Raw genomic sequence first — 14932 nt, 5'->3', positions numbered from 1 at the left:
GACGCCGCGCCGGGCATCCGGCGCCCCGACAACACGACGAAGGCCCCCGGACGCCGTCCGGGGGCCTTCGTGCGGTCGGGACCGGCCGGGGCTACTTCGCCTCGGCCTTCTGCAGCTCCGCCAGTTCCTCGTCGGACTCGCGGCCCGGCGTCGGGAGGTTGAACTTGGTGATCGCGAAGCGGAAGACCACGTAGTAGACGGCCGCGAAGCAGAGGCCGACCAGGGCCAGGCCCCACGGGTTGGTCGCGATGCCCAGGTTCAGGAAGAAGTCGACCGCGCCGGCCGAGAAGCCGAAGCCGTCCTTCATGCCCAGCGCCCAGGTCAGCGCCATGGAGACACCGGTCAGCACCGCGTGCAGGGCGTAGAGCACCGGCGCGATGAACATGAAGGTGAACTCGATCGGCTCGGTGACACCGGTGACGAACGAGGTCAGCGCGAGGGAGAACATCATGCCGCCGACGACCTTGCGGCGCTCCGGACGGGCGCAGTGCACGATCGCGAGGCAGGCGGCGGGCAGGGCGAACATCATGATCGGGAAGAAGCCGGTCATGAACTGGCCCGCGGTCGGGTCACCGGCCAGGAAGCGGGCGATGTCGCCGCTCTTGCCCTCGTACTCGCCCGCCTGGAACCACGGGAAGGAGTTCAGCAGGTGGTGCATGCCGATCGGGATCAGCGCGCGGTTGGCGACACCGAAGATGCCCGCGCCCACGGCGCCGGAGCCGACCAGCCACTCACCGAAGTTGTGCAGACCCGTGCCGAGCACCGGCCAGATGTAGCCGAAGACGATGCCGATGAGCAGACCCGCGAAGGCCGACAGGATCGGGACCAGGCGGCGACCGCCGAAGAAGCCCGCCCAGTCGGGCAGCTTGGTGCGGTAGAAGCGCTGGTAGAGCAGCGCGACGACGATGCCCATGACCACGCCGCCGAGGACCTTGGCGTCCACCGCCTGCTCGACCATGACGATCTTGCCGTCGACTATGGCTTCCTTCTTGGGCAGGCTGCCGTCGGTGAACGTGCCCAGCACGTTCTTGAAGACGAGGTAGCCGACGACGGCCGCGAGCGCGGTCGAGCCGTCCGACTTCTTCGCGAAGCCGATCGCGATGCCCACCGCGAAGAGCAGCGCCATGTTGTCGAGAATGGCGTTGCCGCCGGCCGTCATGAAGCCCGCGATCTTCGTGAGGAAGGCGGGGTACTCCGGGTCGCCGAGCATGTCGGCGTTGCCGAAGCGGACCAGCAGCGCGGCGGCGGGCAGCACGGCGACCGGCAGCATCAGGCTGCGGCCGATACGCTGCAGAACAGCCATCGTGCCGGAGCCCTTCTTCTTCTCGGCCGCGGGAGCGGCGCTGGCCGTGGACACAACTTCCTCCAGTGGGCATGGCGCCGCCCAGCAACGGACAAGGGAAGGGGGACGGCGGCGTCCAGGTGGTCTACACCATCAGTGGTGTAGACCTGTTGTAGCACGATGAAGGCCGCATAAGGAACCCGCGATTCTTGCTACCGAGCCGCTACCCGCAGTGGCCGCTTCTCAGGACTTCGTGACGTCCTCGACCTCGTCCTCCGGCTCCCGTCCCGGCGTCTTCAGATCGAACCTGGTGATCGCGAACCGGAAGATCGCGTAGTAGAGGACCGCGAAGGCCAGCCCGATCGGCACCAGCAGCCACGGCTTCGTCGCCAGGTTCCAGTTGATGACGTAGTCGATCAGTCCCGCCGAGAAGCTGAAGCCGTCCTTCGCGCCCAGCCCCCACGACACCGCCATCGACACACCGGTCAGCAGGGCGTGGACTACGTAGAGAGCGGGGGCGACGAAGAGGAACGAGTACTCCAGGGGCTCGGTGATGCCGGTGACGAACGACGTCAGGGCCACCGACAGCATCAGCCCGCCCACCTCCTTACGACGGTCCGGCCTGGCGCAGTGCGTCATCGCGAGTGCCGCGGCGGGCAGCGCGAACATCATGATCGGGAAGAAGCCCGTGGTGAACTGGCCCGCGTCCGGGTCGCCCGCCAGGAACATGTTGATGTCGCCGTGCACCACCGTGCCGTCGGGCTCGACATACGTGCCGAACTGGAACCAGATGGGCACGTTCAGGAACTGGTGCAGGCCGACCACCAGCAGCGCCCGGTTCGCGATCCCGAACACCCCCGCGCCCCACGCGCCCAGATCGCTCATCCAGTCGCTGAAGCTCTCCAGCGCCGCGCCGATCGGCGGCCAGACCCACAGGCACAGCGCCGCGAACCCGATCGCGACGAACGCCATGATGATCGGCACCAGCCGCCGGCCGTTGAAGAAGCCGAGCCAGTCCACCAGCTTCGTACGGTGATAGCGCTGCCAGAAGAACGCGGACAGCAGCCCCATGACGATCCCGCCGAACACCCCCGGGTTCTGGTACGTGAAGACCGACACCGTCCCGTCGTTCGCCTGACAGCCCGCGACGATCACCCGCGCCCCGGCCGGGCACTCCTGCGGGAACTGGCGCAGCACCGAGAAGTAGACGAGGAACCCCGCCACCGCCGCGAGCGCCGTCGAACCGTCCGACTTCTTCGCCATGCCGATCGCGACACCCACACAGAAGAGAAGGGGGAGCCCGAGCGCGCTGTCCAGCAGCGCCCCGCCCGCGCCCGCCATCACCTTGGAGACGTCGGTCCAGCCCAGCCCCTCGTCGCCGAACAGGTCCGGCTGTCCCAGCCGGTTGAGGATGCCGGCGGCCGGGAGGACGGCGATGGGAAGCTGGAGGCTGCGCCCCATCTTCTGCATGCCCTGGAAGAGGGCGCTCCAGCGGCTGCGAGAGGGGCGTGCGACGCTGTCGGCACTCATCGGACTCCTCCCGGAGGGACCGGGTTTGGCGAGCGTCCGCCAGGTGGTGTAGACCAGTCGGCGGAAGGTTCCGCTGTCGTGACGCCATCATTCGGTACGCAGGTCATGACCGCTCGCGAAGCTGGGCCAACTGTGGGTTACTGCGAAAAAGCGCATCGGACCAGGTCGGATCAGGGAGAAGGACATGGCCAGCAAGGCTGAGAAGATCGTTGCCGGGCTCGGCGGCATCGACAACATCGAAGAGGTCGAAGGCTGCATCACGCGGCTGCGGGTGGAGGTGTCCGACCCCGCGCTGGTCGACGACGCCGCCCTCAAGGGCGCCGGCGCCCACGGCGTCGTGAAGATGGGCACCGCCATCCAGGTCGTCATCGGCACCGACGCCGACCCCCTCGCCGCGGACATCGAAGACATGATGTGACCCTGGCCGGCTCCGGAAGGGGCCCTTCCCATACCGGGAAGGGCCCCTTCCGCATGCGGGTCCGAGCAGCGGTGACGGGGGGCTAGGCTCGACCCATGTCTCGCATCGACGGCCGCACCCCCGAACAGCTCCGCCCGGTCACCATCGAACGTGGCTGGAGCAAGCACGCCGAGGGCTCCGTCCTCGTCTCCTTCGGCGACACCAAGGTCTTCTGCACCGCCTCCGTGACGGAGGGCGTGCCGCGCTGGCGCAAGGGCAGCGGAGAGGGCTGGGTCACCGCGGAATACGCGATGCTGCCCCGCTCCACCAACACCCGGGGCGACCGCGAGTCGGTCAAGGGCAGGATCGGCGGCCGTACGCACGAGATCTCCCGCCTCATCGGCCGCTCCCTGCGCGCGGTCATCGACTACAAGGCGCTCGGCGAGAACACCATCGTCCTCGACTGCGACGTCCTCCAGGCCGACGGCGGCACCCGCACCGCCGCCATCACCGGCGCGTACGTCGCCCTGGCCGACGCCGTCACCTGGGCCCAGGGCAAGAAGCTGATCCGGGCCGGCCGCCAGCCCCTGACCGGCACCGTCAGCGCGGTGTCCGTCGGCATCGTCGGCGGCGTCCCGCTGCTCGACCTCTGTTACGAGGAGGACGTGCGCGCCGAGACCGACATGAACGTCGTCTGCACCGGCGACGGACGCTTCGTCGAGGTCCAGGGCACCGCCGAGGCCGAGCCGTTCGCCCGCGAGGAGCTCAACGCGCTCCTCGACCTCGCGGTGGCCGGCTGCACCGAACTCTCCGCCCTGCAGCGGGCCGCGCTGACGACGACCACCGAAAAGTAGGACACCGCCCACGGGGGTCGGGGCGGGGTCCGCCGCCCACGCGGGTCGGGACAGGGTTTCGCCGCGCCGCGGGTCGCGGGAGGCTCCCGCCGCCGGGTGGGCCGGGCTCCGTCCCCGCCGGTCGGGGGAGGAGCCGCCTGCGCGGCGCGCGGAATGCTCTGCCCGCGCGGCGCCAGGAAGGTAAAGGGCGCACAAAAAGCTGTGGTCGGTGCGGGCAACCGTCCCGCGCGCGGCCGCGTCTCATGAGGTACGGGCGCACGGCTCATCCCTGTGCGCCCGGCCAGCAGCCGGGCCCGTGGGGCCCGATCCGAGGGAGGGACCGTTTCCATGGCCGAGAGCCGCCGCCGACGCCGTACCGCAGCCGTCGCCGCCACCTTGGCGGCCGTCGTGCTGACCGCCGGGCTCACCACCGGCTGCGACGCCGTGAGCAAGGCACTCGACTGCGTCCAGACCGCCGACGCCATCGCCGACAGCGTCACGGATCTCCAGCAGGCCGTCGAGAGCGCCGCCAACGACCCGACACAGCTCGCGGAGTCCCTCGACTCCATCGAGCAGAACCTCGGCGAGATCGGCGACAAGACCGACAACGCCGACGTCAACAAGGCGGTCGACGACCTCCAGCAGGCCGTCGACAACGTCCGCACCTCCGTGGAGAACGGCGACGAGACCCCCGACATCAGCCCGATCACGGACGCGGCCGGCGAGCTGACCAAGGTCTGCACCCCGTAACCCGCGCGCGGGCGAGCCGGGACACCGGGGCCTGGATACTGAGGGCATGACCCGCTTGATCCTCGCCACCCGCAACCCCGGAAAGATCACCGAGCTGAAGGCGATCCTCGCCGACGCAGGTCTGCCGCACGACCTCGTCGGCGCGGACGCCTACCCCGACATCCCCGACGTCCGGGAAACGGGCGTGACCTTCGCCGAGAACGCCCTGCTCAAGGCGCACGCCCTCGCCCAGGCCACCGGCCTGCCCGCGGTCGCCGACGACTCGGGCCTGTGCGTCGACGTCCTCGGCGGCGCGCCGGGCATCTTCTCGGCCCGCTGGTCCGGCCGGCACGGCGACGACCGCGCCAACCTCGAACTCCTGCTGGCCCAGCTGTCCGACATCGCCGAGGAGCACCGCGGCGCCCACTTCGCCTGCGCGGCGGCGCTCGCCCTGCCGGACGGCACGGAACGCGTGGTCGAGGGCCGGCTGACGGGCGTACTGCGCCACGAGCCGATCGGCACCCACGGCTTCGGCTACGACCCGATCCTCCAGCCCGAGGGCGAGACCCGCACCTGCGCGGAACTGAGCCCCGACGAGAAGAACGCCATCAGCCACCGAGGCAAGGCCTTCCGCGCACTGGTCCCAGCGGTACGGGAACTACTCGGCTGACCACGCAGCAGGGGGCCGCCCGACAGGGCAGCCCCCTTTGTGTGCGGCGGAAGGGATTCGAACCCTCAAGCCCTGTCAGGGGCCACAGATCCTAAGTCTGCTGCGTCGCCGTTGCGCCACCGCCGCTAGCCATGTGTCATCGTAGCGGGACCCTTCGCCCGTCCTTTGCCTCCCCTGCACCAGGTGCTCGTGATGGCGTGGCAGTTGGGACACAGCAAGCGCAGGTTCTCCCGTCGGTTGTCCCGCCAGTCCCCGTTGATGTGATCGACTTCCAGAGTCATGGGTCGCCCGCACCACTCGGGTCCCACTCCGCACCTGGAGCACCTCTCCGGTATCCCCACCTCACACAGCGCACGGCGCAGGCGGGAACTCTGAACCCGGTGCTCGCCCTTGTGACGTACCAGGACCTCTTCGGGGCGCCGACTGTTGGGGGCCCGCCTTCCTTGCTGGTGTGCCTGCCCCAGGAAGTGGGCGGTCAGGATGCGCTCCTCCTCGATCCATGTCCTCAGACCGGCGCGTTGCCTGCTGTTGTCCGGACGCCCCAGACGTCGCAGCACCTCCGCCATGGAGACCGCCCCGGCCACTGCCGTACGCAATTCGATCGGGGTGGGCCGCCTGGGTCTGCCGACGGGCCGGAAATGCGAGACGTCGATGCCGAAGTGGGCGAACCGCCCCATCAGATAGCGCCGGAGATTTCCGTAGGGACGGGTGTCGAGGAAGGTGATGACCTCGTCGATGTCGGAGCATTGCGCCGCGGCTTCCGCGAGCCTCTCCCGGGAGTACCGAAGGGCGCTGCTCACAAGACACCACCGCGGATGCGTCCCTTGCCACGGCCCCGGTAGCCGTCCGTCGTCGCATGGCAGTTGGGGCACAGCAGCCGGAGGTTGCCGAGTTCGTTGTTACGCCAGTCGCCGTCGACATGATCGACCTCCAGCGCGAGCGGCTCGCCCAGCCACGTGGGCCCCCCTCCGCACAGAGCGCACCGTTCCTCGACACCCATGGCGGACATTGCCCTTTTGAGCCTGCTGCTCGGGATGCGGCGGGCCGTACCTTCCGGCTGCGCGATGAGTACGGCTTCCGGGGTACGCGGCCGACGGCCTCCCGTACGCCGTGGCGGAGCTTGGAAGTGTGACGTGTCGATGCCGTACGCCTTGATCCGTCGGCTGATGTGGGCGTGGTGGCCGCCGACGAGCTCGAGCCCGAGACGACGGAGCACCTCGTACGTACTCGCCGAGGCCGACACCGCCTCTGCAAGGACCTCCCGGGTCCACTTGACGCCCTCCCGTTCTAAGTGCGAGGTGTCCACGCCCAATCTCCGCATCCGCTGCCGGATGTAGCCTCGCGTCGAACTCCTGGGATCCACCCCCAACCGTGTCAGCGCCTCCGAGAACGTCCGCGCTCCCTGGGCCGCGGCCTCCAGTCGTTGCCTGGTGTACCTGCTGGTCGGCATCGGACCCCCTCCGTTCACGGTCCTGAGTTCCCTGTTCGCACGGAGTAACGAACCGCTCATCCGACAGTCACGCCGGGCAAAGGGAAGCGGCCCGTGCCGGATATCACCGGTGCGGGCCGCAGGGGGACGGGAGCGTGGGGTCAGACGCCCAGGTCCTTGATGATTTTGGCTACGTGGCCTGTGGCCTTGACGTTGTAGAGGGCGCGTTCGACCTTGCCCTCCTCGTCGACGATCACCGTGGAGCGGATGACGCCGACGACCGTCTTGCCGTAGAGCTTCTTCTCGCCGAAGGCGCCGTAGGACTCCAGGACCTGCTTGTCGGGGTCGGCGAGCAGGGTGACCTTCAGGGACTCCTGCTCGCGGAACTTCGCGAGCTTCTCGGGCTTGTCCGGCGAGATGCCGATGACGTCGTAGCCGGCGCCGGCCAGCACGTCGAGGTTGTCCGTGAAGTCGCAGGCCTGCTTGGTGCAGCCTGGCGTCAGCGCCGCGGGGTAGAAGTAGACGATGACCTTGCGGCCCTTGTGGTCCGCGAGGGACACCTCGTGACCGTCGGCGTCGGGCAGGGTGAAGGCGGGGGCCACGTCCCCGGGCTGGAGTCGTTCGCTCATCGATCCAGCGTAACCGGGGGTCCTGACAGTGCGGTCGCCCAGGGAACTGACAGACTGTCCGGAACAGCATCAGCAGACTTCGGAGGCCGTACGGTGGCGGAATCGTCGGACACCAGAACCCCGGCGCAGATCGAGGCGGACATCAGGCGCCGCCGCGACGTGCTGGCCGAGACCCTCGACGAGATCGGTGTGCGGGTGCACCCGAAGACCATCGTCGGGGACGCCAAGGCGAAGGTCGTCTCGAATGTCGATCACACCCTTGGACGAGCCTACGTTCAGGTCAACCGGGCGGTGAGCGACGTCAGGCGGCAGTTCGTGGACGAGGACGGCTCGCCCCGGATGGCCCGCGTGCTGCCCGTGGCGCTCGTCGCCGTCGGCGTCGTCGGGCTGCTCGCGCTCGGTACCCGGCGCCGCAGGCGCTGACCCCACCGGCGTACGAATTCCCCGGATGCAGGTAGGTTCAAGGACGTGAGCGGCAACAGAAACGACAGCACCCATCCCGACAAGCTGCCCATCCGGATGCTCCACGACCGCGTGCTCGTGCGGCAGGACACCAGTGAGGGCGAGCGGCGTTCCGGCGGCGGCATCCTGATCCCCGCCACGGCGGCCGTGGGCCGCCGGCTGGCGTGGGCGGAGGTCGTGGCGGTGGGGCAGAACGTACGGGCCGTGGAGCCGGGCGACCGGGTCCTGTACGACCCGGAGGACCGCGCCGAGGTGGAGGTGCGCGGTGTCGCGTACGTCCTGATGCGCGAGCGTGACCTGCACGCGGTGGCCGCCGACCGGTTCGAGGGGTCCGAGGACTCCACGGGGCTGTATCTGTAGGCGTCTGTCCCGGCGAGCGGCACGAAAGGGCTGGTGACCATGGTCACCAGCCCTTTTTCTCTGCCCGTGGCCGACCGCCCTGCGGCTGCCGGCGCTTTGCTACCTTGGAGAGGCACCCGACGAGACGCGCCGTACCGGGTAGAAGGCAAAGACGACGCACCCCCGTCAGTCCGCCTGTCTCCCGGAGGTGCCTGTCATGGCCTGGGTTCTGCTGATCGTCGCCGGCCTGCTCGAAGTCGGCTGGTCGATCGGGATGAAGTACACCGACGGCTTCACCCGGCTCGTCCCGAGTCTGCTCACCGGCGCCGGCATCGTCACCAGCATGCTGCTGCTCTCGTACGCCGCGAAGTCCCTGCCCATCGGTACCGCCTACGGCGTGTGGGTCGGGATCGGGGCGGCCGGGGCGGCGGTGCTCGGCATGGTGGTGCTGGGCGAGCCCGTCACCGCCGCCCGGATCTTCTTCGTCTGTCTGCTGCTGGTCGCCGTCGTCGGCCTGAAGGCGACCTCCGGTCACTAAGGGCCGGAGCGGGTCGGACCGGGTTCACAGTCGGCGGGGGCCCAGTGCTCCCGTCGTCGTGCCCACGGTCGTCGTGCCGTCGGTGGTGCCGCCCTGGAGGCCGCCGGTGGTCGGGCCCGCCGTCGTGGGGTCCCCGCCGGTGCTCGCGCCGCCGTCCGCCGTGCCGCCGTCGCCGGTGGTGCCCCCGTCGGTGGTGGCCCCGCCGTCGGACTCCCCGCCGGTGACCCCGCCGTCCGTGGGCGTGCCGCCGGTCGTCGTGCCGCCGTCGCCCGTCGTCCCGCCGTCGGTCGCGCCGCCCTGCGCCGTGCCCGGGATCTGCGGGTCGCCGGTGCCGGTCGGGTCCTCCTGGCTGGGGTCGCCGGTGTTCTCCTCGCGGGTGGGCGGGGCCGGGGGCGTGAGGACGACGTCGGCGCCCTCCTGGAGCCGTAGGTCGAAGTCGGTGACCGGGGTGCCTTCCAGGGCGTCCTTGGTGAACTGGGCCCAGATCTCGGCGGGCGGTCCGCCGCCGTTGACGCGCTCCAGGCCGATCGCGCCGTACAGCGACTTGTGGGCGGCCGTCTTCGGGTCCTGGCCCATCACGGCGACGACCGTGGCCAGCTCGGGGGTGTAGCCCGCGAACCAGGCCGCCTGGTCCTCCTCCGCGGTGCCCGTCTTTCCGGCCGCCGGACGGCCGGCGGCCTGCGCGGCGGTGGCGGTGCCGTTGTCGACGACGCTCCGCAGGACCGACGTCGTGGTGTCGGCGGCCTCGCGGCTGACGGCCTGGGTGGTGTGCCGCTCGGGCATCTCGACCTCGGAGCCGCCTCGGGTGATCTTCTCGATCAGGGTGTACGTGCCGTGCTCGCCGTGGTTGGCGAGCGTCGCGTACGCCTCGGCCATGTCGAGGACGCTCGCCTGGGCGACGCCGAGCGCGATCGACGGGTACGGGCCGAGTTCCGGTGTGCTGGAGGGCAGGCCGAGGTCGACCGCGGTGCGCATGACCTTGTCGGGGCCGACGTCGACGGCCATCTGCGCGTACACCGCGTTCACGGACTTGTCGGTGGCCTCGCGGACCGTGAGGTCGCCGTAGGAGACCTGGTCCTCGTTCTCCGGCGCGTAGGCGCCGTTCCAGCCCTGCACGGGGCGCTTGTTGGTGCCGTCGTAGAACGTGTTGGGCGTGATGCGGGTGCCCTGCTGGGTGATCGAGCCGTTCTCGACGGCCGAGGTGAACACCAGGGGCTTGAAGATGGAGCCGACCTGGAAGTCCCGGCGGGTGGCGCCGTTGGTGTACTGCTTCACGTAGTCGATGCCGCCGTACATCGCGACGACCTTGCCCGTCCTCGGGTCGACGGCGGCGCCGCCCGCGCGGACGTAGTTGTCGACCTCGCGGTTCTCCTTGTCCAGCTTGGACATCAGCTTGTCGTCGACGGCCTTCACGAAGGCGTCCTGGCGCGGCTTCTGCAGCGTGGTGGTGATGCGGTAGCCGCCCGCTTCGAGGGATTCGGCGTCGACGACGTCGTGCTCGACGAGGTACTGCTTGATCGCGTCGACGACGTAGCCGCGCTGCCCGGACATCCCGGTCGAGACGGTTGCCTCCTTGGGCATCGGGAACTTCAGGCCGGCCCGCTCGGAGCGGGTGAGCCAGCCCTCCTTGACCATGCCGTCCAGGACGTAGTTCCAGCGGGCCTGGGCCGCGGGCCGGCTCTCCGGGTGGGCGACGACGTCGTACTCGCTGGGCGCGTTCAGCAGTGCGGCGAGATAGGCGCCGCGGGCCGCGTCGAGGTCGGTGGCGTCCATGCCGTAGTAGGCCTGGGCGGCGGCCTGGATGCCGTAGGCGTTGCGGCCGAAGTAGCTGGTGTTGAGGTAGCCCTCCAGGATGTCGTTCTTGCTCTTCTCCCGATCGAGCTTGATCGAGATGAAGAACTCCTTGACCTTCCGGGTGACCGTCTGTTCCTGGGCCAGGTAGTAGTTCTTCACGTACTGCTGGGTGATCGTGGAGCCCGACTGCTTGCCCTTGCCGGTGACCGTGTTCCAGCCCGCGCGCACCATGGCCTTGGGGTCGATCGCGGACTCGGAGTAGAAGTCGCGGTCCTCGGCGGCCAGCACGGCGTGCTGCGCGTCCTTGGAGATCTGGGGGAGGTCCACGTTCTCCCGGTTGACCTCGCCGTCCCGGGCGAGCTGCGAGCCGTCCGCGTAGAGGTAGACGTTGCTCTGCTTGGTCGCCAGCGCGTTCGCGGAGGGGATCTTGACCATCGAGTAGCCGAGGTAGAACAGGCCGATCAGCAGCAGGACGCCGATGACGAAGGTGCCCAGCAGCATGCGCCAGGTCGGGAGGATCCGGCGCCAGCCGGTGTGCTTGGGACGCCCGGTCTCCCCGTCCCCGGGCCCGCCCTGGTTCGGCTGCTGAGGCTGCGGCTCGTCACTCATGTCGTGCACGGACTCCTGTGTGTTTCCTCGTACGTCATCTGCGCCCCCCTCTGAAGACTCTCGTACCGGCCGTTCCGTTCCCGGATCCGGGCACGTGTCCCGCCCGGAAAATGCCTGGCAGGCGTCCTGCGCCGCGTACTAGGCTCCTGCGCTTCGGTGTCGGCTCGTCGGGGACGGTGGTTCGGTGTGGGCACGGGACGGTTGTACGCGGCCGTCGCGGTGGGGAATTTCCGACGGTACGCGACCTATCGGGCGGCCACGGCCGCCGGGGTGTTCACCAACACGGTCTTCGGGCTCATCCTCGTCTACGCCTATCTCGCCCTGTGGGACGAGAGACCGCAGCTCGGCGGGTACGACCAGGCACAGGCCGTCACCTACGTGTGGCTCGGCCAGGCGCTGCTGTCGACCCTCGCGATCGGGGGCGGCGGCTTCGAGAACGAACTGATGGAACGCATCCGTACGGGTGATGTGGCGATCGATCTCCACCGCCCGGTCGATCTGCAACTGTGGTGGCTGGCGGCTGACTTGGGCCGGGCCTTCTTCCAGCTGCTGGGGCGCGGGGTGCTGCCGTTCGCGTTCGGGGCGCTGGCCTTCGACGTCGCGCTGCCCTCGGACCCGGTGACCTGGGGGGCCTGTCTGGTCGCGGTGCTGCTCGGGATGGTCGTCAGCTTCGGGCTGCGGTACCTGGTGGCGCTGAGCGCGTTCTGGCTGCTCGACGGCACCGGCGTGTCCCAGATGACCTGGCTGCTTGGCTATTTCTGCTCGGGCATGCTGCTGCCCCTGAACGTCTTCCCCGGTCTGCTCGGCGAGATCGTCCGGGTGCTGCCGTGGTCGTCGCTGCTCCAGGCGCCGGCGGACGTCCTGCTCGGCCGGGCCGATCCGCTCGGCACCTTCCTCTTCCAGGGCGCGTGGGCGGTGGCGCTGCTGGCGGTCGGACGGCTGATGGAGTCGGCGGCCACCCGGCGGGTGGTGGTGCAGGGTGGGTGACAGGGGGCAGCTGCGGTGGTCCGGCCGGGTCGCCGAAGGACTGCGCGCGTACGGGCTGATCGTCGCCATGTGGATCAGGTCCACCATGGCCTACCGGACGTCGTTCGCCGTGACCGCCCTCGGCAACTTCGCGGCGACCGGCCTCGACTTCGTCGCCATCCTGCTGATGTTCTCCCGGGTCGACGAGCTCGGCGGCTGGACCCTGCCCGAGATCGCCTTCCTGTACGGCCTGACCGGTGTCGCCTTCGGGCTGGCCGATCTGTCCATCGGGTCGATGGAGCGGCTCGGCCGCCGGGTGCGCGACGGCACGCTGGACACGCTGCTGGTGCGTCCGGCGCCGGTCCTCGCGCAGGTCGCCGCCGACCGGTTCGGGCTGCGCCGTCTCGGCCGGGTCGTCCAGGGCGCGCTGGTCCTCGGCTACGCGCTGGTCGCGCTCGACGTCGACTGGACGCCGCTGAAGGTGCTGCTGATGCCGATGATGCTGCTCAGCGGGGCGGCGATCTTCTGCGCGGTGTTCGTCGGGGGCGCCGCCTTCCAGTTCGTGGCGCAGGACGCCTCCGAGGTGCAGAACGCGTTCACCTACGGCGGCACGACGCTGCTCCAGTACCCGCCGACCGTCTTCGGCAAGGAACTGGTGCGCGGGGTGACCTTCGTGCTGCCGCTGGCCTTCGTCAACTGGCTGCCCGCGAGCCACATCCTGGGGCGGCCCTACCCGCTGGACCTGCCCGAGTGGGTGGCCTTCGCACCGCCGCTGGTGGCGGCGGCGTGCTGCGCGCTCGCGGGGCTGGCCTGGCGGGCCGGACTCAAGTCGTATCGGAGCACAGGGAGTTAGGGCCGGTGACGGTGAGGGTGACAGAGGCAGACGGAGCGGACGCCACGGGCGCCGAGGGGTTCATCGAGGTCGACCGGGTCGAGAAGGTCTTCGAGGTGCGCACGAAGGCCGGCTTTTTGAAGCGGGAGCGGAGGCAGGTGCGGGCCGTCGACGCGATCTCGTTCCGGGTGGCGCGCGGCGAGATGGTCGGCTACATCGGGCCGAACGGCGCCGGGAAGTCGACCACGATCAAGATGCTGACCGGCATCCTCACCCCGAGCGGGGGGCGGGTGCGGGTCGCGGGCATCGACCCGTCCCGTGAGCGGACCCGGCTGGCGCACCGGATAGGGGTGGTCTTCGGTCAGCGCACGACGCTGTGGTGGGATCTTCCGCTGATCGACTCGTACCGGCTGATGCACCGCATGTACCGGATCCCCGACGCCCGCTACCGCGCCAACCTCGAACGCTGCGTCGAACTCCTGGAGCTGGCCGATCTGCTGGACGTGCCGGTACGGCAGCTCTCGCTGGGCCAGCGGATGCGCGGGGACATCGCCGCGGCGCTGCTGCACGATCCCGAGGTGCTCTACCTCGACGAGCCGACCATCGGTCTGGACGTCATCTCCAAGGCCAGGGTGCGGCAGTTCCTGCGCGAACTGAACGCCGAGCGCGGCACGACGGTGCTGCTCACCACCCACGACCTCCAGGACATCGAGCAGCTCTGCTCCCGGGTGATGGTCATCGACCACGGGCACCTGGTGTACGACGGCGGGCTCGCCGGGCTGCACGAGGCGGGGGAGAGCGAGCGCACCCTCGTCGTCGACCTGGAGCGGGAACTGCCGCCGATCGAGGCGCCGGCACCGGCGCGGGTCGTCCGCGTGGAGGGGCCCCGGCAGTGGCTGGCCTTCCCGGCGGCGGAGTCGGCGGCGCCGCTGGTGGCACGGATCGCGGCGGAGTATCCGCTGGTGGACCTCTCGGTGCGGGAGCCGGACATCGAGGCGGTGATCGCGCGGATGCTGCGGGCGACGGGGGACGTCGCGGAGTCCCGGCGCGGCTGAGTCCCGGCAGCGCGTAGTGCCGGGACCGTGGAAAACGTAGGCTGCTGCCCATGACCGACGATGCCCCGGAGCTGCGAGCCTCCGACGCCGATCGCGAGCGAGTCGCCGAGGTCCTGCGGGACGCCCTCGCGGAGGGGCGGCTGGACATGACGGAGTTCGAGGAACGCCTCGACGCGACCTACCAGGCCCGGACCTACGGCGAGCTGGCCCCCATCACGCGGGACCTGCCCGCCGGGGGCGCGGCGCCGGGACCGGCGGTCTCGATGGTCAAGGAGCCTGCGGCGCGCGGGGGTTGGGCCGGGCGGATCACCGGGGGCCGGGGATCCTCGACGGGCGGCGTCGCCGTGATGTCCGGGTTCCAGCGCAAGGGGCGCTGGACCGTGCCGAAGCGGTTCACCTGCTTCACGTTCTGGGGCGGCGGGGAACTCGACCTGCGTGACGCGCTGTTCGCCGACCGCGAGGTCGAGATCAACTGCGTGGCCATCATGGGCGGCGTGAGCATCGTCGTGCCTCCCGGCGTCGAGGTCGTCGTCCGCGGCATCGGGATCATGGGCGGCTTCGACAGCCGTGAGGACGGGGTGCCGGGCGACCCGGGCGCCCCGCGCGTGATCGTCTCCGGGTTCGCCTTCTGGGGCGGGGTCGGCATCGAGCGCAAGCAGGTACGGGTGCGCCGCGGCGGCGAGCGGCGGGACGTCGAGGGCGGCGACCGACGGACGCTGGGCCACGGCGACGAGGGCCACGGCTGGGGCCACGACCAACGCCGCAGAGACACGGACTGACCCACACCCCCACCCGAGGCCCCCCACTCTGCACCCACGCCCGGGGTACGCACCTTGGC

Annotated in this window: 17 protein-coding genes, 1 tRNA gene and 1 riboswitch; of the genes, 11 read left to right on the top strand and 7 right to left on the bottom strand. The window is 70.1% G+C overall.

Translation table 11 applies throughout. From position 1 onward, the window contains the following. Window positions 1-91 precede the first annotated feature (91 nt). Window positions 92-1357 carry a PTS transporter subunit EIIC gene (locus ACIP2X_RS34210; protein ID WP_401680978.1) on the bottom strand — a complete coding sequence of 422 codons (1266 nt, stop codon included), beginning with the start codon at window positions 1355-1357 and terminating at the stop codon, window positions 92-94. 168 nt (window positions 1358-1525) lie between these two features. Beyond that, window positions 1526-2812, bottom strand: coding sequence for a PTS transporter subunit EIIC (locus tag ACIP2X_RS34205; protein ID WP_401680975.1), 1287 nt, complete (start codon window positions 2810-2812; stop codon window positions 1526-1528). Window positions 2813-2996: 184 nt separating this feature from the next. On the opposite strand from ACIP2X_RS34205, the gene ACIP2X_RS34200 reads away from it, so the two are divergent. The 4 genes from ACIP2X_RS34200 (at window position 2997) to rdgB (ending at window position 5441) form a co-directional block, all read left to right on the top strand. After that, window positions 2997-3230 carry a glucose PTS transporter subunit EIIB gene (locus ACIP2X_RS34200; RefSeq protein ID WP_393104696.1) on the top strand — a complete coding sequence of 78 codons (234 nt, stop codon included), beginning with the start codon at window positions 2997-2999 and terminating at the stop codon, window positions 3228-3230. A 95-nt stretch (window positions 3231-3325) separates the two neighbouring features. Continuing rightward, a complete protein-coding gene (rph, locus tag ACIP2X_RS34195) occupies window positions 3326-4063 on the top strand; it encodes a ribonuclease PH (protein ID WP_401680972.1) in 738 nt (245 codons plus the stop codon). Between the two features lie 327 nt (window positions 4064-4390). Continuing rightward, the gene (locus ACIP2X_RS34190) at window positions 4391-4792 is read left to right on the top strand and encodes a hypothetical protein (RefSeq protein WP_401680969.1); all 402 of its coding nucleotides are present in this window, start codon (window positions 4391-4393) and stop codon (window positions 4790-4792) included. Between the two features lie 46 nt (window positions 4793-4838). Further along, a complete protein-coding gene (rdgB, locus tag ACIP2X_RS34185; RefSeq protein WP_401680966.1) occupies window positions 4839-5441 on the top strand; it encodes an RdgB/HAM1 family non-canonical purine NTP pyrophosphatase in 603 nt (200 codons plus the stop codon). A gap of 42 nt (window positions 5442-5483) precedes the next feature. Here rdgB and ACIP2X_RS34180 read toward each other — a convergent pair. The 4 genes from ACIP2X_RS34180 to bcp all read right to left on the bottom strand — a co-directional run bounded on the left by ACIP2X_RS34180 (window position 5484) and on the right by bcp (window position 7499). Beyond that, window positions 5484-5567, bottom strand: a tRNA-Leu gene (locus ACIP2X_RS34180). Beyond that, window positions 5567-6241 (bottom strand): HNH endonuclease, encoded by a 675-nt coding sequence (locus tag ACIP2X_RS34175; RefSeq protein ID WP_401680963.1) that lies wholly within the window; start codon window positions 6239-6241, stop codon window positions 5567-5569. The genes ACIP2X_RS34180 and ACIP2X_RS34175 overlap by 1 nt, the downstream gene beginning before the upstream one ends. Beyond that, on the bottom strand, window positions 6238-6891 hold the full coding sequence (locus ACIP2X_RS34170; RefSeq protein ID WP_401680960.1) for an HNH endonuclease signature motif containing protein: 654 nt from the start codon (window positions 6889-6891) through the stop codon (window positions 6238-6240). Before ACIP2X_RS34170 ends, ACIP2X_RS34175 begins: the two co-directional genes overlap by 4 nt. A 140-nt stretch (window positions 6892-7031) precedes the next feature. Beyond that, window positions 7032-7499, bottom strand: coding sequence for a thioredoxin-dependent thiol peroxidase (gene bcp, locus ACIP2X_RS34165; RefSeq protein WP_401680957.1), 468 nt, complete (start codon window positions 7497-7499; stop codon window positions 7032-7034). 93 nt (window positions 7500-7592) lie between these two features. Here bcp and ACIP2X_RS34160 point away from each other — a divergent pair, with 93 nt between their 5' ends. From ACIP2X_RS34160 to ACIP2X_RS34150, 3 genes are all read left to right on the top strand, one after another. After that, window positions 7593-7922 (top strand): DUF3618 domain-containing protein, encoded by a 330-nt coding sequence (locus ACIP2X_RS34160; protein ID WP_401680954.1) that lies wholly within the window; start codon window positions 7593-7595, stop codon window positions 7920-7922. A gap of 96 nt (window positions 7923-8018) precedes the next feature. Beyond that, the gene (locus tag ACIP2X_RS34155; RefSeq protein WP_258021436.1) at window positions 8019-8321 is read left to right on the top strand and encodes a co-chaperone GroES; all 303 of its coding nucleotides are present in this window, start codon (window positions 8019-8021) and stop codon (window positions 8319-8321) included. Between the two features lie 97 nt (window positions 8322-8418). Next, window positions 8419-8482, top strand: a riboswitch (guanidine-III (ykkC-III) riboswitch). A gap of 35 nt (window positions 8483-8517) precedes the next feature. Continuing rightward, window positions 8518-8838, top strand: coding sequence for a DMT family transporter (locus ACIP2X_RS34150; protein ID WP_401680951.1), 321 nt, complete (start codon window positions 8518-8520; stop codon window positions 8836-8838). A 24-nt stretch (window positions 8839-8862) separates the two neighbouring features. Here ACIP2X_RS34150 and ACIP2X_RS34145 read toward each other — a convergent pair whose 3' ends face one another. Next, window positions 8863-11241 carry a transglycosylase domain-containing protein gene (locus tag ACIP2X_RS34145; protein ID WP_401680948.1) on the bottom strand — a complete coding sequence of 793 codons (2379 nt, stop codon included), beginning with the start codon at window positions 11239-11241 and terminating at the stop codon, window positions 8863-8865. Between the two features lie 186 nt (window positions 11242-11427). Between ACIP2X_RS34145 and ACIP2X_RS34140 the strand changes: the two genes are divergently transcribed. From ACIP2X_RS34140 to ACIP2X_RS34125, 4 genes are read left to right on the top strand one after another with little or no spacing between them, the layout of a single operon-like run. Continuing rightward, window positions 11428-12228: an ABC transporter permease gene (locus ACIP2X_RS34140; RefSeq protein WP_401680945.1), complete on the top strand. Its 801-nt coding sequence runs from the start codon at window positions 11428-11430 to the stop codon at window positions 12226-12228. Next, window positions 12221-13060, top strand: coding sequence for an ABC transporter permease (locus ACIP2X_RS34135; protein ID WP_401680942.1), 840 nt, complete (start codon window positions 12221-12223; stop codon window positions 13058-13060). Before ACIP2X_RS34140 ends, ACIP2X_RS34135 begins: the two co-directional genes overlap by 8 nt. Before the next feature lie 17 nt (window positions 13061-13077). After that, window positions 13078-14094, top strand: a complete 1017-nt coding sequence (locus tag ACIP2X_RS34130; RefSeq protein WP_401680939.1) for an ATP-binding cassette domain-containing protein — start codon at window positions 13078-13080, stop codon at window positions 14092-14094. Between the two features lie 50 nt (window positions 14095-14144). Further along, on the top strand, window positions 14145-14873 hold the full coding sequence (locus ACIP2X_RS34125; RefSeq protein ID WP_401680936.1) for a DUF1707 domain-containing protein: 729 nt from the start codon (window positions 14145-14147) through the stop codon (window positions 14871-14873). The last annotated feature ends 59 nt before the right edge of the window (window positions 14874-14932 follow it).

Origin of the sequence: Streptomyces sp. NPDC089424 (assembly GCF_044749345.1) — a bacterium.
In the GTDB taxonomy this organism is placed as follows: domain Bacteria; phylum Actinomycetota; class Actinomycetes; order Streptomycetales; family Streptomycetaceae; genus Streptomyces.
The sequence above is the reverse complement of the archived record's forward strand: the minus strand, read 5'-3'. Positions and strand labels throughout refer to the sequence as shown.